Origin of the sequence: Stenotrophomonas sp. PAMC25021, assembly GCF_004795795.1 — a bacterium.
In the GTDB taxonomy this organism is placed as follows: Bacteria; Pseudomonadota; Gammaproteobacteria; order Xanthomonadales; family Xanthomonadaceae; genus Stenotrophomonas; species Stenotrophomonas muris.
The window spans coordinates 416,164-434,112 of record NZ_CP039255.1 but is presented as its reverse complement, the minus strand read 5'-3'; the positions used below and the strand labels follow the sequence as shown (position 1 = coordinate 434,112).

15 protein-coding genes and 3 tRNA genes are annotated in these 17,949 nt (G+C 67.0%); 14 read left to right on the top strand and 4 right to left on the bottom strand.

Going from position 1 to position 17,949, the window contains the following annotated elements; all coding sequences use genetic code 11:
• Nucleotides 1–7 precede the first annotated feature (7 nt).
• The 3 genes from E5790_RS02140 (at nucleotide 8) to E5790_RS02130 (ending at nucleotide 4,372) form a co-directional block, all read left to right on the top strand.
• On the top strand, nucleotides 8–3,754 hold the full coding sequence (locus E5790_RS02140) for a PilC/PilY family type IV pilus protein (RefSeq protein WP_032960885.1): 3,747 nt from the start codon (nucleotides 8–10) through the stop codon (nucleotides 3,752–3,754).
• Between the two features lie 38 nt (nucleotides 3,755–3,792).
• Entirely contained in the window at nucleotides 3,793–4,215 is a 423-nt protein-coding gene (locus E5790_RS02135) for a type IV pilin protein (RefSeq protein WP_049416370.1), read from the top strand.
• 80 nt (nucleotides 4,216–4,295) lie between these two features.
• Nucleotides 4,296–4,372, top strand: a tRNA-Asn gene (locus E5790_RS02130).
• Between the two features lie 72 nt (nucleotides 4,373–4,444).
• On the opposite strand, the gene E5790_RS02125 is transcribed toward E5790_RS02130, so the two are convergent.
• The gene (locus E5790_RS02125) at nucleotides 4,445–5,017 is read right to left on the bottom strand and encodes a GspH/FimT family pseudopilin (RefSeq protein WP_321186135.1); all 573 of its coding nucleotides are present in this window, start codon (nucleotides 5,015–5,017) and stop codon (nucleotides 4,445–4,447) included.
• A 92-nt stretch (nucleotides 5,018–5,109) separates the two neighbouring features.
• Here E5790_RS02125 and uvrB point away from each other — a divergent pair, with 92 nt between their 5' ends.
• The 3 genes from uvrB to E5790_RS02110 all read left to right on the top strand — a co-directional run bounded on the left by uvrB (nucleotide 5,110) and on the right by E5790_RS02110 (nucleotide 7,488).
• Nucleotides 5,110–7,134: an excinuclease ABC subunit UvrB gene (gene uvrB, locus E5790_RS02120; protein ID WP_014646599.1), complete on the top strand. Its 2,025-nt coding sequence runs from the start codon at nucleotides 5,110–5,112 to the stop codon at nucleotides 7,132–7,134.
• A gap of 106 nt (nucleotides 7,135–7,240) precedes the next feature.
• A tRNA-Val gene (locus tag E5790_RS02115) sits at nucleotides 7,241–7,315 on the top strand.
• A gap of 98 nt (nucleotides 7,316–7,413) precedes the next feature.
• Nucleotides 7,414–7,488 (top strand) — tRNA-Val (locus E5790_RS02110).
• Between the two features lie 132 nt (nucleotides 7,489–7,620).
• Here the strand turns inward: E5790_RS02110 and E5790_RS02105 are convergent.
• Nucleotides 7,621–7,923 carry a hypothetical protein gene (locus E5790_RS02105; RefSeq protein ID WP_111205956.1) on the bottom strand — a complete coding sequence of 101 codons (303 nt, stop codon included), beginning with the start codon at nucleotides 7,921–7,923 and terminating at the stop codon, nucleotides 7,621–7,623.
• Nucleotides 7,924–8,105: 182 nt separating this feature from the next.
• On the opposite strand from E5790_RS02105, the gene E5790_RS21895 reads away from it, so the two are divergent.
• Nucleotides 8,106–8,246 (top strand): hypothetical protein, encoded by a 141-nt coding sequence (locus E5790_RS21895; protein WP_162838510.1) that lies wholly within the window; start codon nucleotides 8,106–8,108, stop codon nucleotides 8,244–8,246.
• A gap of 87 nt (nucleotides 8,247–8,333) precedes the next feature.
• Here the strand turns inward: E5790_RS21895 and E5790_RS02100 are convergent, their stop codons facing one another.
• Entirely contained in the window at nucleotides 8,334–8,618 is a 285-nt protein-coding gene (locus tag E5790_RS02100) for a hypothetical protein (RefSeq protein ID WP_014646601.1), read from the bottom strand.
• 29 nt (nucleotides 8,619–8,647) lie between these two features.
• Complete coding sequence (locus E5790_RS02095) at nucleotides 8,648–9,415, bottom strand: MipA/OmpV family protein (RefSeq protein WP_049442249.1); 768 nt, start codon at nucleotides 9,413–9,415, stop codon at nucleotides 8,648–8,650.
• Between the two features lie 145 nt (nucleotides 9,416–9,560).
• Here E5790_RS02095 and E5790_RS02090 point away from each other — a divergent pair, with 145 nt between their 5' ends.
• Genes E5790_RS02090 through lpxK form a run of 7 tightly spaced genes read left to right on the top strand, consistent with a single transcriptional unit; the run spans nucleotide 9,561 to nucleotide 17,892 of the window.
• Nucleotides 9,561–10,232 carry a response regulator transcription factor gene (locus E5790_RS02090; protein WP_005415973.1) on the top strand — a complete coding sequence of 224 codons (672 nt, stop codon included), beginning with the start codon at nucleotides 9,561–9,563 and terminating at the stop codon, nucleotides 10,230–10,232.
• A 1-nt stretch (nucleotide 10,233) separates the two neighbouring features.
• On the top strand, nucleotides 10,234–11,577 hold the full coding sequence (locus E5790_RS02085; RefSeq protein WP_014646603.1) for a HAMP domain-containing sensor histidine kinase: 1,344 nt from the start codon (nucleotides 10,234–10,236) through the stop codon (nucleotides 11,575–11,577).
• A 59-nt stretch (nucleotides 11,578–11,636) separates the two neighbouring features.
• Nucleotides 11,637–14,036, top strand: a complete 2,400-nt coding sequence (locus E5790_RS02080) for a DNA internalization-related competence protein ComEC/Rec2 (RefSeq protein WP_111205957.1) — start codon at nucleotides 11,637–11,639, stop codon at nucleotides 14,034–14,036.
• Nucleotides 14,037–14,039: 3 nt separating this feature from the next.
• A complete protein-coding gene (locus E5790_RS02075; protein WP_014646605.1) occupies nucleotides 14,040–14,702 on the top strand; it encodes a MotA/TolQ/ExbB proton channel family protein in 663 nt (220 codons plus the stop codon).
• 3 nt (nucleotides 14,703–14,705) lie between these two features.
• Nucleotides 14,706–15,128: a biopolymer transporter ExbD gene (locus tag E5790_RS02070; protein WP_014036620.1), complete on the top strand. Its 423-nt coding sequence runs from the start codon at nucleotides 14,706–14,708 to the stop codon at nucleotides 15,126–15,128.
• Nucleotides 15,125–16,873, top strand: coding sequence for a lipid A export permease/ATP-binding protein MsbA (msbA, locus tag E5790_RS02065; protein WP_014646606.1), 1,749 nt, complete (start codon nucleotides 15,125–15,127; stop codon nucleotides 16,871–16,873). The genes E5790_RS02070 and msbA overlap by 4 nt, the downstream gene beginning before the upstream one ends.
• The gene (gene lpxK / locus E5790_RS02060) at nucleotides 16,873–17,892 is read left to right on the top strand and encodes a tetraacyldisaccharide 4'-kinase (RefSeq protein WP_032960871.1); all 1,020 of its coding nucleotides are present in this window, start codon (nucleotides 16,873–16,875) and stop codon (nucleotides 17,890–17,892) included. Before msbA ends, lpxK begins: the two co-directional genes overlap by 1 nt.
• Nucleotides 17,893–17,949 lie beyond the last annotated feature (57 nt).

The following is a 17,949-nucleotide window of genomic DNA, read 5'->3' as shown; positions in this document are numbered from 1 at the left end:
GCAGGCCATGGCTTCGCGCAAATTCCGTTTCATGGCCGCAGGCAGCGTCGCATTGGCGCTGGGGGGGGGCTATGTCATCTACAGCCTGATGGCGGCCCAGGCCCAGGGCACGCTGGCGCAGGCACCGCTGAACATCCAGGTACAGACGCCGCCGGCCTTCCTGATGGCGCTGGATGATTCCGGCTCGATGTTGTGGGAGACGTTGAACAACACGCGCGATGGCGTGTACCGCTGGGATGGCAGTGGCTTCTACAACCAGGGTGCCGTCAACGGCTACGATGGGTCCGGGCAGCGCTACCTGTACGTCTTCCCCAGCTATGGGCGCGACGACCAGGCAGCCATTCCGCCGCTTGACAGCTTTGGTTTCGCCCGATCACCTGACGTCAACTCGTCCTACTACGATCCGCGTGAGATCTATCCTGGCTGGAAGACGGGCTTGTCCGATACAGCCCTCGCCAACTATCTGGACATCAGGGCGTCCAGTGCGCCGCTGGACCCGCGTCCGGACAATGCACCGAACAAGATCGCCGGCGCCCTGGACCTGACTGTGGACTCGCTGTTGACCAGCATGGACACCGGCGGGCGGACCGGCGCGAACTGGCGCTTCCGCTTTCGTTCCGGCATGACGCTGCCGGTCGGAACCCGTATTGAGCGTGGGCGATGCAACCTGAGCGGGGGGGCTGTCCGGCAGGAAGGCTCGTTCGACAACGTGACGCGCCAGACCACCATCAGCAGCTCAAGCTGCGATGCTGCCGTCGCCTTCTATCCGGCCACGTTCTTCCTGGCAGATCCGTCTACACTGCCGGCGGAATATGGGTACACCGCGGCACCTGTTGCCGTTGCAAATCCTCCGGGCGGCCGTCCAGGTACGTTGTACAAGTACGAAATCAAGATTGCGAACTTCGGCAACAATCAAGCGAAGTACAACGCTGCCATGCAGAGCTTCGCCAACTGGTTCAGCCTGTATCGGACGCGACGCGAAGCGCTGATCGGTGCGGCCACGAACGCGCTGTACGACACTACCAATCTGCGCGTGGGCTGGTTCCGTATCAATGGCCGCCGCGCGGTGACCATGTTCAACATGACCAACGAGCCGGAGAAGCAGCAGCTGCTCAGCCAGATCATCGGCGAAATGCGGGCCAGCAGCAGTACGCCCAATCGTTCCGCCGCACAGTACCTTGGCGAACAATTCCAGCGCACGGATCAGAACGCGCCGGTACTCCTGTCATGCCAGAAGAACGCGGGCATGCTGTTCACCGATGGCTATATCAATGAGTCCGGCAACACGACGCTGATGAAGGATCTCGTGGCGCCGTACTACAACAGTTCTCTCGTGCCGGGCAAGGAGACCAATTCCGTGCCGGTGCCGGCCGAGTGCAAGGGGCCGAATCCAAATCCGTCGCTGGATTGCAAGACCCACCTGCACATGAATTTCTACGGCGTGACGCTGGGCACGCAGGGCAAGGAGTTCGGCGTCCGGTACCTGCCGGATCCGCTGCGCCCGTGGGTGCTCAGCCCCGACCCGTACGTCGTCAAGCCCAACTTCCCGACGACGACGCAGGACCTCAAGCCCGAGGCCGTTGATGAGCTGTGGAACGCGGTCTATGACACCCGCGGTGAAATGGTCAACGCCACGCGCCCGGCCGAAATCACCGCAGCCATGCGCCGCATCATCAGCAACGTCGCCCAGGGCGCCACGCCGTCCGGCTCGCGTTCGCTGACCGGCGCACGCATCGGCGTCGGCTCGTTGTCGGTGGAGCCGTTCTACGAGGCCACCAACAACGGCACCGACTGGTACAGCAAGTTGCGCGCCTTCAAGCTGAGCGTCGAGCCGTCCACCCGCAAGATCGTTTCGGAAGAGGCCTGGGAAGCATCTGCGAAGATGCCGGCGCCTGCATCACGCCGCATCCGGTTCTGGCGCAACGGCGCGCTGGAAGACTTCACCGGCAGCAATGTCAGCCTGGCCAATCTGTGCACCAAGTCATCGACGCTGTATCCGGGCATCCTGATCTGCAGCGCGTCCGAGCTGGCCGGCCTGACAACGGATTCCACCACGGCCGTGGCCTACCTGCGTGGTGAAACCTCCGGCGAGAAGCGCAACGGCGGCAAGCTGCGTGATCGCAGCACGGTACTGGGCGACATCATCACCTCCACCCCGGTGCTGAGTTCGCCTCTGGATGACTATGGGTTTGGCCGCCTCCCGGGCACGATGGGCAGCAGTTACGCCGCCTACATGACCACCAAGCGCAATGGTCGCCGCTACATGGTCTACGCCGGCGCCAACGACGGCATGTTGCATGCCTTCGATGGTGGCATGGGCGCCGACGGCCAGATGGACGCTGACGGTGGCAAGGAGCGGTTCGCCTACATTCCCTCGACCGCGTTGGGCCACATGGGCAACCTGTTGTTGCCCAACGACCCGACCAACCAGAACGCCCAGCGTTTCCAGCACCGTTACTACGTCGATGGCCCGGTGACGATCAGCGACACCTACGGCAGCAACGGGTGGACCACGTCACTGGTGGGCACGGCCGGTGCCGGCGGCCGCAGTGTGTTCGCGCTGGATGTGTCCGATCCGGGCAACTTCGGCGCCACCGGCTCCCTGCTGTGGGAGATCAGTGACCTCGATGCTTCGCTTGACGATGCTGTGCGCGCCAACATCGGCCATGTGCTGGGCAAGCCGGTGATCGTGCCGGTGAAGAATGCCGACGGTTCGGTGGGCTTCAAGGCGATCTTCGGCAACGGCTACGAGAGCAGGAGTGGCAAGGCGGTACTGTTCGTGGTTGACATGGTGGCAGGCCGCACGCCGACCATCCGCATGATCGAGGCGATCGAGTCGGGTACCAACCTGCCGTCGGGCAGCAACGGGCTGGGCAACATCGTGGTGGTTGATCGCTGGGGCGGAACCGGGCAGAACGCGCGGGTGCGCGATGGCCTGGCGGATACGGTCTATGGCGCCGACAAGCGTGGCGTTATCTGGAAGTTCGACCTGCGCGGGACCACCGCGCCGACCGTACCGTTGTTCACCACCAATACCCATGTCGATCCCGCCGACCGCCGGACCTACCGTCAGCCGATCACCGGTGGCATGACGGTGACCACCGGACCGTCCGGTGGCGTGATGCTGATCTTCGGCACCGGCAGCTTCTCCTACTACGGTGACGAGAGCGATACGGCGGTGCAGGCGTTGTACGGTATCAACGACACCGCAGCGGGCCAGCCGACGACGACGCTGACCTCGGCAAACCTGAGCTCGTATACGGCCGAGATCGGTTCCGGCGTGCGGACGTTGCGTGCCGGAACCGTGCCTACGGTCAGCCGCGGCTGGACCGTGGTGCTGGCCAACAAGGAGCGTGCCGTCGGTAATCCGAGGATCGTGTCCGGCGTGGTCTTCTTCCCGACCTATATTCCGTCCGACGCTCAGGGTTGCTCGGTGGACGGTGCGAACTGGTTGCTTGGCCTGCAGGCCAGCACCGGGCAGGCAGCGATGTCGCAGGTGCGCTTCGGTGCCCCCGACGGCCGGTCGCCGGGAGCGGGTACTGCCGGCGTTGCTCTCAACACTGGCGGCAACGCGCCGGTGAGGGATGTGACGACGTCGGTGGTGCCGCGCCTGGCGCCGCCGGACAGCACTCCCGGCAACCCGCCGCCGCAGCCGCCAGGTGAGGCGTGCCTGATGCAGATCTCGGTGGCCGGTGCTGATCCGATGTACCTGCCGTACCCCTGTGGCCGCCAATCCTGGAGGCAGATCCAGTGACCGGCGTCGATCCTTCTCCGGCAGCAGGAGCCCGTGCAATGCGCCAATCTTTCGCGGCGGGTCGCCTGGCCCGCGGTTTCACCCTGATCGAGCTGATGATTGTGGTCGCGGTCGTGGCAATCCTCGCCGCGATCGCATACCCGAGCTACAGCGAACATGTGCGCAAGTCGCGCCGGGCCCAAGCCAAGGCCGATCTGGTGGAATACGCACAGTTGGCCGAGCGCTTCCACACGGTCAACAACACCTACGTCGGTTTCAAGTTCCCGGGCAATGCCGATTCGATCAACTCCCCGCGCGAGGGCGGCACGGCGGCCTACACCCTGTCCATGCAGACTGCGCAGTCCACATTCACCTTCACCGCCACAGCCGTCAACGCACAGGCGAAGGACAAGTGTGGAAATCTGACGCTCAACCAGGCCAACGTGAAGACCGCCAAGACCACGCTGTCCGAGTGCTGGTGACACTGCTGGAAACAGACGACGCAAGCATGTGAACGGGAGTGTTGCACTCCCTGTTCGACGTGATTACAATGCGCCTCCCCGCCCGAATAGCTCAGCCGGTTAGAGCACTTGACTGTTAATCAGGGGGTCGTTGGTTCGAGTCCAACTTCGGGCGCCAAATGTTACACATCAAAGGCTTGTGGACTTCCGCAAGCCTTTTTTGTTGTCTGCTTGAAGGCCAGGGCATCGTTCAGCAGGCTTGCCCGGCCCGCAGGGTGGACGAACGCGCCCGCCCACTGTTGCTGACGATGACCCGCGCGTGCTCGCGTCCCCGCACGCAGATTTGCAGTGTCAGGTTGCTGCCGGGACTGCGGCCATCCGGTTGGAAATAGAGTTGCGGTCGCCCGCTGCTGCTGGCGGCACTGATCGTGACATCCGGGCGGCCGGCCTGATGCAGGACAATGGCATCGGCCGTGGATGGGGGCTGCCACGCGGCTGCGGCCCGGTAGGCAATCCAGCCCTGGCTCCAGTCGTCCCCGCAGCGGTGGCCGTCCGCGCTGGCGCAGAGGCCGATCAGTTCGCGACGCATGATGGCCTGGCTGCGTGCCGTTGCCAAGGCGGTTTGCAGGCTGAACCGGGTGGCTTCCGCGCGCTGGTGCAACAGCAGCGCTCGCAGCGAGGGCCAGCCGGCGGCCAGCAGCACGGCCAGTACCACCGTGATGACCAGGATCTCGATCAGGTGCATGCCGCGCGACGCGGCGCGGCTGGAAGTGTGGTCAGGGTGCATGCATCCAGCCTCCGCGCCCGGCTGCGCGGCCGCCATCGGGAATCCCCGTGGCGGGCTGCCCGGCCACTCCTCAGCCAGCCGTCACCCCTCGCCCCGTATACTCATCCTTCCCGGGAACTGGCAACACCATGAGCGACAGTTTTGAACTTGTCTCGCCGTATTCGCCGGCGGGCGACCAGCCCGATGCCATCGCGAAGCTGACCAGCAACTTCGAGGCCGGCATCGCCAAGCAGACCCTGCTGGGCGTGACCGGCTCGGGCAAGACCTACACCATCGCCAACGTCATCCAGAACATTCAGAAGCCGACGCTGATCATGGCGCCGAACAAGACGCTGGCGGCGCAGCTGTATGGCGAATTCAAGGCGTTCTTCCCGCACAACGCGGTGGAGTATTTCGTCAGCTATTACGACTACTACCAGCCGGAAGCCTACGTGCCGTCGTCGGACACCTTCATCGAGAAGGACAGTTCGATCAATGAACATATCGAGCAGATGCGGCTGGCCGCGACCAAGACCCTGCTGTCGCGCCCGGACGCGATCGTGGTGGCGACGGTGTCGGCGATCTATGGCCTGGGCGCGCCGGAAGACTACCTGTCGCTGCGCCTGATCCTGTCCAAGGGCGAGCGCATCGACCAGCGCGACCTGATCAACCACCTGACCCAGCTGCAGTACACGCGCAATGAGTACGAACTGCAGCGCGGCACCTTCCGCGTGCGCGGCGAAGTGATCGACGTGTTCCCGGCCGAGTCGGACAGTGAAGCGCTGCGCCTCGAGCTGTTCGATGGCGAGGTCGAGAAGATCACCCTGTTCGATCCGCTGACCGGCGAGACGCTGCGCAACATGCAGCGCTTCACCGTGTATCCGAAGACCCACTATGCGACCACGCGCGAACGCGTGCTGGCGGCGATCGAGACGATCAAGGTGGAGCTGAAGGAGCGGCTGGAGCAGCTGTACGCGCAGAACAAGCTGGTGGAGGCGCAGCGTTTGGCGCAGCGCACCCAGTTCGACCTGGAGATGATGGCCGAGGTCGGTTACTGCAACGGCATCGAGAACTACTCCCGGCACCTGACCGGCAAGGCCGCCGGCGAGCCGCCGCCGACCCTGTTCGACTACCTGCCGGCCGATGCGCTGCTGGTCATCGACGAATCGCATGTGACCATTCCGCAGATCGGCGCCATGTTCAAGGGCGATCGCTCGCGCAAGGAAACCCTGGTCGAGTTCGGCTTCCGCCTGCCGTCCGCGCTGGACAATCGTCCGCTGCGTTTCGAGGAATGGGAGGAGCGTTGCCCGCGCAGCATCTACGTGTCGGCCACGCCGGGTCCGTATGAATACCGCGAGGCCGGAGACGAGATCACCGAACTGGTGGTGCGCCCGACCGGCCTGATCGACCCGGTGGTGGAGATCCGGCCGGTGGGTACCCAGGTCGACGACCTGATGAGCGAGGCCAACGCGCGCATCAAGGCGGGCGACCGCGTGCTGGTCACCACGCTGACCAAGCGCATGGCTGAAAACCTCACTGAGTACCTCACCGAGCATGGCATCCGCGTGCGTTACCTGCACTCGGACGTGGACACTGTCGAGCGTGTGGAGATCATCCGCGACCTGCGCCTGGGCAAGTTCGACGTTCTGGTCGGCATCAACCTGCTGCGCGAAGGCCTGGACATGCCCGAGGTATCGCTGGTGGCGATCCTGGACGCCGACAAGGAGGGTTTCCTGCGCTCCACCGGCTCGCTGATCCAGACCATCGGCCGCGCCGCCCGCAACGTGCGCGGCAAGGCGATCCTGTATGCCGACCGGATCACCCGTTCGATGCAGGCGGCGATCGATGAAACCGACCGCCGCCGCGCCAAGCAGGTCGAGTACAACGAAGAACATGGCATCGTGCCGCGTTCGGTGGCGCGCCCGATCGTCGACGTCCTCGAGGGCGCGCGTTCGGATGCCGCGGAGAAGGAAGCCAAGAAGGGCAAGGGCAAGGGCCGGGCGGGCGTGGCCGAAGAGGCGACCGACTATCGTTCGCTGTCGCCGGCGCAGCTGGCTGTCCGTCTCAAGGCGCTGGAACAGCAGATGTACCAGCACGCCAAGGATCTGGAATTCGAGGATGCCGCGCGCGTGCGTGACCAGATCCGCCAGCTGAAGGAAGCCAGCCTGGGCTGAACGCGGCAGTGCAGCATCATCTTCACAAAAGTGTTGCGCTTCCCTGCCGGCATCCGTAATATACGCGGCCTGCACCGACGCAATCGCGGAAATGCAGAAGCAAAACGGGCGGTTAGCTCAGCGGTAGAGCACTACCTTGACATGGTAGGGGTCACAGGTTCGAACCCTGTACCGCCCACCACGAAGTCCTCGCAAAAGGGCTCTCGTGAACTGCAAAGCCCGGCCCTGGCGCCGGGTTTTTACGTAACAAGGCCAGCCTTCGGGCGGCAAGAACAAGATGGGCGGTTAGCTCAGCGGTAGAGCACTACCTTGACATGGTAGGGGTCACAGGTTCGAACCCTGTACCGCCCACCACCTGTTCCCGGCGTTGCCGGTGAAGCGGTGGAAACGATGAAAGCCGGCCCTGGGGCCGGCTTTTTTTCTTTCCAGGGGCAGGACCCCGGCGTTCCCGCGAAGCCACATTCCTGCAGGTTCAGTGGCGTGAAATCAGTGGGTGATGGTGATCGAACGCTGGATCCGCCAGTGGCCATCGACGCGTTCCCACAGCTGCGCTACACCTGCCCGGGCCAGCGCAGCATTCGGGCTGCCGCCATGGTCGCCTGCCAGTTGCTGGCTGCCCAGGCGCAGCACGCGGTCCTGGCGCAGGTGATAGAGCTGCAGGGGCAGCGCTTCATGCGTGTCCTGCGGTCCTTCGGTGCGCAGGATCTGGCTGCGCAGGGCATCCTCGGTGGGCCCGCTGCCGTCGCCGAACAGGCTGGAGAACAGCAGGACCAGGGCAAGCATCGGCATGGCACGGTGCTCCAGCGGGAAAGTGCGTGCAGGCTGGCATGGCCGGCCGGGCACCGCAGCCGGCCTGCGACGAAGACGGGGATTGCGCCGCCAAAGGCGGGCAGGCGGCGATGAATCCGGGACGCGCAGGCGTAGACTCGGCGCTACCGCGCAACCGCGCCGTCACTTCAGCGAGCTGCCGCATGAGCGATCACGTCCCGGTGTCCAGGCCCAATCCGTTCCTGGAACGCCTGTTCGGCGGCAACATGCTGGAAGGCACGTTCAAGGCAGTGATCTGGGTGGCGATCCTGTGCGCGCTGCTGGCGTGGACCACGCTGCGCTGAGCGACGCTACCGCGTGGGCTTGGCTGCTGATGCAGTGAATACGGGTGCCGCGGCAAGTGTGCGGCGGCAGTGTCCGTGCATGTGCCGTCAGGCGCTGAAGGCCTGGCGCAGGCTGCGCAGGGTTGCCTGGCGGTGCTCCCTGGCCGTCGGCTCGCCCATCTCCAGTTCCTGCAGGCGCAGTCCAACCAGGGTCATCGACAACGCATAGCCGCGTGCCGCGTCGGCAACGCGTGACAGGCCCACTGCACGGCGTGCCAGTGCATTCACATGTTCAAGGTCGGGCATCAGTCCCAGATAGACGCGCTCGGCGCTGTCCAGGTCGGGCGCGCGCAGGATCGCGTGGGCTTCGGTGGCGGAGGAGACGGAGGCCATGGGGGTCCTTGTCCGTAGGGGGCGCTCGCTCAGAACGAGCGCATCAGGGAAACGAAGGCCGACGTCTGCGTGCCACGTCGTGCCATCGGGCTGTCCTTCACTGCATCACCGAACCACTGGTTGGCCACCACGCCGGTGGCGCGCCATTTGGTGCCCAGTGGCGTGCTGACCGCGATCTGCAGGCTCGGCGACGTGGTGCTGCCGGGGCGGTAGGCGGCAAGGCCCGAGCGCAGGGCTTCTTCATCGCTGATGCCGTAGTAGTAGTCGAGCAGCCGTGCACTGGAGTGCACCACGCCCGCCCGCGGCACCCAGGTGAAGCGACCCGCCTGGATCGGGTAGCTGTAATGCAGGCGCGACTGGAAACCGCCGCCATGGCCGGTCACTTCGCGCATCACGCTGGCCTCGACCATGCCCCAGTCGGCGCTGTATTCGCCGTTGATGCCGGCCATGGCCGACATCTGCCGGCTGTGCAGGCGGCGCAGCTGAGCATCGTTCACGTCGTTGGTCTTGAAGCGCAGCGTGTAGGGTGTGACCGCTGCCGACAGGCGCAGTCCCTGGCCCTTGTAGAGGTACATGCCCAGCGAGCCGGGGCTGGCGAAGAAGCGCTCGCCCTGCCAGGCAATGGCCGGTACCACCAGCGGTTTGACGTCGTAGTGCGCGTACGCACCGGAGGTCGCGCCAGCGCTGATGCCGGCCTGTACGCCCGGGTTCTGCTCGGCAGCGTGGGCGAGCAACGGCACGCCGAGGGCAGCGGTGAACAGCAGCGGGCGCAGCAGGGTCGGGGACAGCGACGGCATCGATCAGCCACGTTGCGGAGGATGGCTGCGCATGGTGAGGGGGCAACATTGTCAGAACATTGCGCCCGCGTGATCGGCACGCATGGGCGCAAAACCCTGGCGCCAGGCACTATGATCGGCAGCGTTTCCGGCAGACGAGTTCCTGATGCGCATCCTCCTGGTCGAAGACGATCCTGATCTGTCCCGCGCCCTGCAATCGGGCCTGGAGCGGCAGGGCGTGGTCGCCGACGTGGTCGGCAGCCTGGCCGAGGCCGCGCTCGCGTTGCGCGAACCGGTGCACCAGCTGCTGCTGCTCGATCGCCAGCTGCCCGATGGCGATGGCGCCGGATTCGTCGCGACGGCGCGTGCGCTGCGGCCGAACCTGGCGGTGATCATGCTGACCGCCAAGGGCACGCTGTCGGACAAGGTCGAAGGCCTGGACGTCGGTGCCGATGACTATCTGGTCAAGCCGGTGGCGATCGAGGAACTGATGGCGCGCATCCGCGCGGTATCGCGCAGGCCTTCGGCGATGGTGACACCGAGCCTGCGGCTGGGGCGGCTCGAGTTCGATTTCGAATCGCTGCAGGCGCAGGTGGAGGGCCAGCCTCTGGCGCTGCCACGTCGGCAGGTACTGGTGCTGCAGGCATTGGCGATGCGGCAGGGGCGCACGGTCACCCGCAGTGCGTTGGAGGCTGCGGTGTACGGTTTCGACGATGAGATCCAGTCCAATGCGCTCGACGCGCACATCTCCAAGCTGCGCAAGGCACTGCAGCAGGCCGGTGCCGGCGTCGAGATCCACGTGATACGGGGCGTCGGCTACCTGCTGGCGGAGGCCTGAGATGGCCCGTCCGATCCGTTCGATCACCCTTGGCCTGGCCTGGCGCCTGTTCCTGGCGCAGGCCTTCACCGTACTGTTCGCGGTGGTCGCGCTGATCCTGACCTGGGGTGACAAGGACTCCTGGGGCATGGACATGTTCGTTGCCGAGGCGGTGGCCAAGGCGGTGCACAGCGAAGACGGCCGCCTGGTGCTGGACCAGGCGCGCTGGGACAAGCTCGATGCCAACGCCGGGGGAAATCTCTGGTTCGCCGCGGTGGATGACAAGGGTATGTGGCTCGAGCGCGGCACCATCCCCGCGATCCACGCGCCGATGCTCGCGCGGCTGCCGACCGTGGGTGCCACCGAGCTGGGTTCGCTGGTACCGCCCTACCTGGACGTGGCGCGGGTGATGATCCGCAACGAGGATGGGCGCCGCATCACCGTGATGGTCGGTGGAGCACCCAAGGGCGGGCTGCTGGACGGTGCGCTGATGGTGTTGCGCCTGATCGGCCTGTGGTTCTTCCTGCCACTGATCGTGGTCACCCTGCTGGTGATGCCGACCGTGATCCACCGTGCCATGCGCGGTGTGCGCCGTTCCGCGCAGCAGGCCAAGGAGCTGGACATCGGCCAGCCCGGTGCGCGGCTGGATGCGCGGCTGGTCTCCACGGAAGTGGCGCCGCTGGTGGAAGCGTTCAACGATGCCATCGACAAGGTGCAGCAGGGCTACGCCGCGCGCGACAAGTTCCTTGCCGACGCAGCGCACGAGCTGCGCGTGCCGATCGCCGTGGTGCAGGCGCGCCTGTCGCAGCTGCCGCAGGGCGAGCTGAAATCGCAGTTGCTGACCGACGTGGCGCGGCTGGGCAATGTTGCCGAGCACCTGCTTGATCTGCAGCGGCTTGACCGCAATGTCGGCGCATTGCAGCGGCTGGACCTGGCCCTGCTGGTGCGTGAGGCAGCCGCGGACCTGGCGCCGTTGGTGGTGGGCGCCGGCTATGGATTCGAAGTGGACGCGCCGGAAGCGCCGGTGTGGATCCACGGTGACAGCCTGGCGCTGGGGCGGGTGATTGCCAATCTGGTACACAACGCGATCGTGCATGGTGGTGGCCGTGGCACCATCTGTGTGCGGTTGGACACGCGCGGGTTGCTGGAAGTCAGCGACCAGGGCGCGGGCATTCCAGTAGGCGACCGCGAGGCGATCTTCGAGCCGTTCCATCGCCTGCGCGCGGCGGGCAGCGGCAGTGGCCTTGGCCTGCACCTGGTGAAGGAGATCGTGCAGCACCATGGCGGCTCGGTCAGTGTCGGTGAGGCCGCGGGCGGCGGCGCAAGCTTCCGGGTCAATTTCCATCGCGGCAGCGCGCGGCGCTGACGCGTTTGCGGGGCAAGTCCCGATAGGCAACCTGCCGCCGGCAGCGGCAGGCTGGCCTCATGGCCATCGAGCGCTCCCCGTCTCCCTTGCTGGGCAGTGGCACCGCTGGGGCGCTCACACTGGGGGCGTTGGGCTGCGTGCAGCTGTCGCAGCTGCCGCCGCTGTGGGTCTGCACGGTGATGATCGTGCTTGGCATGGCCGGGTGGGGCCTGCGATGGCGGGGGCGCCTGCCGGCGGTCATGCTGCTCGGTGCCGGATGGACGTCGATGCACGGGCACTGGGCAATGCAGGACCAGCTGCCACCGGGCCAACCGGCTCGGGATGTAGTGGTCAGTGGCCGGGTCATCGATCTGCCGGATCATCGGGCCGCGCACACCCGCTTCCTGCTGCAGGTCAGCGAGAGCCGCGAACTGCCATCGCTGCGCGGCAAGCGCCTGCAGGTCACCTGGAACGACGGCTGGCAAGGCAGGTCCAGCGCCGCTGCCGAGGGGCGGCGCAGGCAGGTCCTGGCCGGTGCGCAGTGGCAGCTGGCGCTGCGTGTGCGGGCCCCTCGCTCGCGGATCAATCCCGGGGGTTTTGACAGTGAGCGTCATGCGCTGCTGCGTGGCGTAGCCGGCACTGGAACGGTGAGGGCGCCGGCCAGCGCGCGTGAGCTGCAGGCCGGACATGGCCTGCCGGCATGGCGTGAGCGCACCAGCGCCGCCATCGCGCTGCAAGTGGCCCATCCGGCCGCCCGTTTCGTGCAGGCGCTCGCCCTGGGCGACACGCGTGGCCTGTCCGACACCGATTGGGATCAGCTGCGGGCGCTGGGGCTGACCCATCTGGTGGCCATTTCCGGATTTCATGTCGGGGTGGTGGCGGGGCTGGGGGCGTTGCTGTGCCGAGGGCTGTGGTGGCTGTGCCCCCTGCTGGCCCGGCATTGGCCACGTCCACAGGCGGCGGCCTGCGCCGCGGCGCTGTCCGCAGCGGGCTATGCGGTGCTGGCCGGTGGTGAGTTGCCGACCGTGCGCACGGCACTGATGATCGGGCTGGTGGCCCTGGCGCGCAGCGGGCGGCGCCCGCTCGGTCTCGTGCAGGGGCTTGCGCTGGCGGCGCTGGCGCTGCTGCTGCCGGCGCCCCTGTCGGTGCTGTCAGCGGGCTTCTGGCTCAGCTTCGGCGGCGTACTGTGGCTGGTGTGGTGCTTGCCGCAGGGACGTCCGCGCGGGGTGGCCGCCAACCTGCGCGGGTTCCTGGCCGCACAAGGGGTGGCCAGCGTCGGCCTGTTGCCGCTGGGCATCGCCTTGTTCGGTGGCACCGCCTGGCTGGGGCCGCTGGTGAACCTGCCGGTCATCCCGTGGTGGACATTGCTGGTGGTGCCCCTGTCGCTGCTGGGCACCGCCCTGCAGGCGCTGCACGACGGCGCTGGGCGCTGGGCGTGGCGCGCGGCGGCGTGGCTGTTCGAGATCAGCTGGCAGGCCCTGCAGCCACTGGCGGCGCACCCGCAGGCGATGTGGTGGCTGGCCGAGGCGCCGGCCTGGGCGGTGCCGGCGGCGCTGCTGGGGGTGTTCTGGTGGCTGCTGCCACGGGGGGCCGGGGGCTGGCTGGCTGGCCTGCTGCTGTGCCTGCCGCTGCTGTGGCCGGCGCGTGAGCGCCCGGCCGAGGGGGAGCTGGAGCTGCTGGTGCATGACGTCGGCCAGGGCACGGCGGTGTTGCTGCGTACTGCGCGGCATGCCCTCTGGTACGACGTGGGGCCGCCGAACGGGGGCGAGGGCAGCGAGCGGGTCCTGGTTCCGTCACTGCGGGCCCTGGGCCAGGCGCCGCCCGAGCGGGTGCTGCTCAGCCACGACGATCTCGATCATGCCGGCAACCTGCCGAGCCTGCGTCTTCAGCTGCCGGGGCTGCCATTGCTGGCGCCGCCGGGAAGTACGATCGCCGGGGCCGGCCGTTGCCAGCGCGGCCTGCGCTGGCACTGGGATGGCGTCGATTTCCAGGTGCTGCACCCGGATGCCGGCAGCCAGCGGGCCGAAAACGAAGACAGCTGCGTGCTGCGCGTGGCCGGTGCCCATGGCGTGGTCCTGTTGCCGGGGGACATCGGCCGTCCGGCCGAACAGGCGCTGTTGCGGGCGTCTGCGGCGGCGCTGAAGGCGGATGTGGTGCTGGTGCCGCACCATGGCAGCGGCGGCAGTTCCAGCGCGCCCTGGGTGGCGGCGGTGTCAGCCCGGCTGGCACTGGTCTCCGCCGGCCACCAGAACCGTTTCGGCCACCCGCGCCAGGACGTGGTCCGGCGCTGGCAGGGACAGGGCGCCGAGGTGGTGTCCACTGCGGAGTCCGGGGCGATCCGCGTATGGCTTGGCGCACAAGGGCTGCAGCTGCGTGAACAGCGCATCCATGCATCCCGGTGGTGGGATGCCGCTGGGCGGGCGCGGTCGGCTGCTATCCTATCGCCGATCGAACAAGCGGCCGTTGGGCCGGAGGGTTGAAACGTGTGGGAACTGGTCAAGGCCGGTGGCTGGCCGATGGTGCCGCTGCTGCTGTTGGGCGTACTGGCTTTGGCGATCATCCTGGAGCGTTTCTGGTCCCTGCGGCGAACGGAGGTGCTGCCGCCCGGTCTCGGCCAGGAAGTGCGCAACTGGGCCGCGCGCGGCAAGCTTGACCCCGCGCACCTGCAGACCCTGCGTGCCAACTCGCCGTTGGGTGCGCTGCTGGCGGCCGCGCTGGAAGCCCGCAACCGCCCGCGCGACCAGATCCGCGAGCGCATCGAGGATACCGGCCGCCACCTGGTGCACCGCATGGAGCGGTTCCTCAACGCGCTGGGCACCATCGCTTCGGCCGGCCCGCTGCTGGGCCTGCTCGGCACCGTGATCGGCATGATCCAGATGTTCCTGGGCATCCTCGACCATGGCGTGGGTGATGTGAACCAGCTGGCCGGTGGCATCGGCAAGGCCCTGGTGTGCACCGCCACCGGCATGATCGTGGCCATCCCGGCACTGATGTTCCATCGCTACTTCAAGGGCCGCATCCACGGCTACGTGGTGGAGATGGAACAGGAGGCCAGCGCCCTGCTGGATACGCTCGACGGCCGCCCGGGGGTGATGAACCCGTCCCCGTCGGCGCGCCCGGCCAACGCCGCTGCGGCGAAGGCCTGATCGATGCGTATCGGCAATGACCGATCCCAGGATGAGCCGCATATCGATCTGGTCCCGCTGATCGACGTCATCCTGGTGCTGATCATCTTCTTCGTGGTCACCACCACCTTCGATGCGCGCTCGACGTTGCAGGTGCAGCTGCCCACCGCCAGCCAGCAGCCCAACAACGAACCGCCGCGTTCGCTCAGCGTGCTGATCAACGCCGAAGGCCGTTATTTCATCAATGACCAGGAAGTGCTGCGCAGCGATGTCGAGTCCGTCAAGCAGACCATCGCCGCCGTCGCCGGCAGTGATCGCAGCCAGCCCGTGCTGCTGCGCGCCGACGCGCGTACTCCCTACCAGGCCGTGGTGACTGCGCAGGACGCGCTCGGTCAGCTCGGTTTCCGTCGTATCGCCATTGCAACTGCGCCAGAGGTGCGTCCATGAGTTCCCATCACGCGCCGGTGTGGCCGATCTACAAACGTCTGCTGGGCTACACCCGCACCTACTGGGTGTTCATGGTCGGCGCGGTCATCGCCATGGTGGTCGAAGCCCTCGCCGGCTACCACTTCACCAAGCTGATGGAGCCGCTGGTCAACGAAGGTTTCGTCGATCCGCAGCCGCGCGCGGCCGTGGTGCTGCCGCTGACCATCCTCGGCCTGTTCCTGATGCGCAGCCTGGCCACCTGGGTCAGCGACTACACGCTGGCCAAGACCGGCCGCAGCGTGGTCCGCGACCTGCGTGAGCAGGTGCTGCAGAAGTACCTGCACCTGCCGTCGTCGCACTTCGATACCGAAGCGACGCCGGTAATGGTCAGCCGCCTCAACTTCGATACGGAACAGGTCACCCAGGCCAGTGCCGACGCGCTGAAGACCGTGGTCGCCGATACCCTCACCATCATCGCGATGCTGGCGGTGATGCTGCAGATGAGCGTCAAGGTGACCCTGGCGATGCTGCTGGTGGTGCCGCTGATCGGCGGCATCGTGTCCTACGTGGGCAAGCGCTACCGTCGCATCAGCCGCGGCATCCAGGACGGCATGGGCACGATGGCGCAGACTGCCGAGCAGTCGCTGGCCGCGCAGCAGGAAGTGAAGGTGCACGGCACCCAGCAGCATGAGATCTCGCGCTACTCGCGCCTGGCCAACCGCATGCTGGCGCTGAACATGAAGGTCGAGGTCACCCGCGCCGCCGCGTCCAGCGTGGTGCAGTTCCTGGCCGCACTGGCGCTGGCGGTGATCGTCTGGGTGTCGACCCGCGAAGCCCTGGCCGGCCGCCTCAATGCCGGCCAGTTCATGGGCCTGATGACCTCGATGATGGCCATCATTCCCTCGCTGCGCCGACTGACCAGCGTACAGACCTCGATTTCGCGCGGCGTCTCCGCCGCCGAGCGCCTGTTCGGCATCCTCGACATGCCGGTGGAGCGTGATGAGGGCCAGCACCGCGTGCAGCGCGTGCGCGGCGAACTGGCGTTCGACCACGTCATGCTGCGCTACCGCGAAGACAGCGGCATTGCCCTGGACGACATCAGTTTCGTTGCCAGGCCGGGCACGGTGACGGCCATCGTCGGCCGTTCCGGCAGCGGCAAGACCAGCCTGATCCGGCTGGTTCCGCGCTTCTACGAGCCCAGTGGCGGCGTCATCACCCTCGATGGCGTGGCCCTGGATGACTATCCGCTGGCCGACCTGCGCCGGCAGGTGGCGATCGTCGGGCAGAAGGTGATGCTGTTCGATGACACCATCGCGGCCAACATTGCCTACGGCATGGAGGCGACCGATGAGCAGATCCGTGCGGCGGCCGAAGCGGCCAATGCCTGGGAGTTCATCGCACGCATGCCGCAGCAGCTGCAGACCCCGGTCGGCGAGAATGGCGCGCTGCTGTCCGGTGGCCAGCGCCAGCGCCTGGCGATTGCCCGCGCGATCCTGCGCGACGCGCCGATCCTGATCCTCGACGAAGCCACTGCGGCGCTGGACAACGAATCCGAGCGCCTGGTGCAGGATGCGCTGCAGCGCCTGATGCCGGAACGCACCACGCTGGTCATCGCGCACCGCCTGTCGACCATCGAGCATGCCGACCAGGTGCTGGTGATGGACCATGGCCGCATCGTTGAACGTGGCACCCACAAGGAGCTGCTCGAACTGGGCGGCCTTTACCAGCATCTGCACAGCATGCAGTTCCGCGAAAGGCAGGACTGATGGCCGGCAAGGGTACCCAGACCCCGGCGTACTGGTACGACGGCAGCCCCGTTCCGTGGACGATGCGCCTGCTGGCGCCGCTGTACGCAGGTGTCACCGCGCTGCGTCGGCGCGCCTATCGGCGTGGCTGGCGCAAGCGCCACTCGCTGCCGGTGCCGGTCATCGTGGTCGGCAACATCACCGCCGGTGGTACCGGCAAGACGCCGCTGACCATTGCCCTGGTCGAGCGCCTGCGCGCGGCCGGCTGGAAGCCGGGCGTGGCCAGCCGTGGTTATGGTCGCGAAGACGCCGACAAGCCGCTGTGGGTGCAGGCCGATACGCCAACTGCCAAGGGCGGTGACGAGCCGGTGCTGATCGCCTGGAAGACCGGTGTGCCGGTGCGCGTGGACCGCGACCGTGTCGCCGCCGGCAAGGCGCTGATCGAGGCCGGCTGCGATGTGATCGTCTGCGACGATGGCCTGCAGCACTACCGCCTGGCGCGCGACATCGAGATCGAAGTGGTCGATGCGCAGCGTCGCTACGGCAATGGCCGGATGATTCCGGCCGGGCCGTTGCGCGAGCCCGTCAGCCGCGCCAGCGAATGCGATTTCCGGGTGGTCAACCTCGGCCAGGCCGATGAGGAAACCGCAGCGCAGGCCTGTGGCTTCGGCCAGTGGCCGATGGCGCTGCACATCGACAGTGCACAGCCGCTGGCCGGTGGTCGCGCTCGCCCGCTGGCGTACTTCAAGGGCCAGCGCGTGCATGCGGTGGCCGGCATTGCCCATCCCCAGCGCTTCTTCGACATGTTGCGCGCGCGCGGGATCGGCGTGGTGCCGCATGCGTTCGCCGACCACCAGGCCTACCAGCCGCAGGACCTGTCCTTCGGCAGCCAGCTGCCGGTATTGATGACCGAGAAGGACGCGGTGAAATGCCGTGCGTTCGGCAACGACTGGCACTACGCGGTTCCGTTGCGCGCCGAGCTGCCCGCGGCGTTCTGGGTGGCGCTGACCGATCGCCTGGACAAGCTGCGGCCGAACTGAGTGGTGCGGCGGCGCTTGCATTCACGCGCTGCTGCCCGCATTCCCGTTGTAACGAGC

Bases quoted from the DNA above. Each gene is read 5' to 3' on its own strand.
- E5790_RS02140 (WP_032960885.1), top strand. From the start codon at position 8: ATGGCTTCGCGCAAATTCCGTTTCATGGCCGCAGGCAGCGTCGCATTG.
- E5790_RS02135 (WP_049416370.1), top strand. From the start codon at position 3,793: ATGCGCCAATCTTTCGCGGCGGGTCGCCTGGCCCGCGGTTTCACCCTG.
- E5790_RS02125 (WP_321186135.1), bottom strand. From the start codon at position 5,017: ATGGCGGCCGCGCAGCCGGGCGCGGAGGCTGGATGCATGCACCCTGAC.
- uvrB (WP_014646599.1), top strand. From the start codon at position 5,110: ATGAGCGACAGTTTTGAACTTGTCTCGCCGTATTCGCCGGCGGGCGAC.
- E5790_RS02105 (WP_111205956.1), bottom strand. From the start codon at position 7,923: ATGCCGATGCTTGCCCTGGTCCTGCTGTTCTCCAGCCTGTTCGGCGAC.
- E5790_RS21895 (WP_162838510.1), top strand. From the start codon at position 8,106: ATGAGCGATCACGTCCCGGTGTCCAGGCCCAATCCGTTCCTGGAACGC.
- E5790_RS02100 (WP_014646601.1), bottom strand. From the start codon at position 8,618: ATGGCCTCCGTCTCCTCCGCCACCGAAGCCCACGCGATCCTGCGCGCG.
- E5790_RS02095 (WP_049442249.1), bottom strand. From the start codon at position 9,415: ATGCCGTCGCTGTCCCCGACCCTGCTGCGCCCGCTGCTGTTCACCGCT.
- E5790_RS02090 (WP_005415973.1), top strand. From the start codon at position 9,561: ATGCGCATCCTCCTGGTCGAAGACGATCCTGATCTGTCCCGCGCCCTG.
- E5790_RS02085 (WP_014646603.1), top strand. From the start codon at position 10,234: ATGGCCCGTCCGATCCGTTCGATCACCCTTGGCCTGGCCTGGCGCCTG.
- E5790_RS02080 (WP_111205957.1), top strand. From the start codon at position 11,637: ATGGCCATCGAGCGCTCCCCGTCTCCCTTGCTGGGCAGTGGCACCGCT.
- E5790_RS02070 (WP_014036620.1), top strand. From the start codon at position 14,706: ATGCGTATCGGCAATGACCGATCCCAGGATGAGCCGCATATCGATCTG.
- msbA (WP_014646606.1), top strand. From the start codon at position 15,125: ATGAGTTCCCATCACGCGCCGGTGTGGCCGATCTACAAACGTCTGCTG.
- lpxK (WP_032960871.1), top strand. From the start codon at position 16,873: ATGGCCGGCAAGGGTACCCAGACCCCGGCGTACTGGTACGACGGCAGC.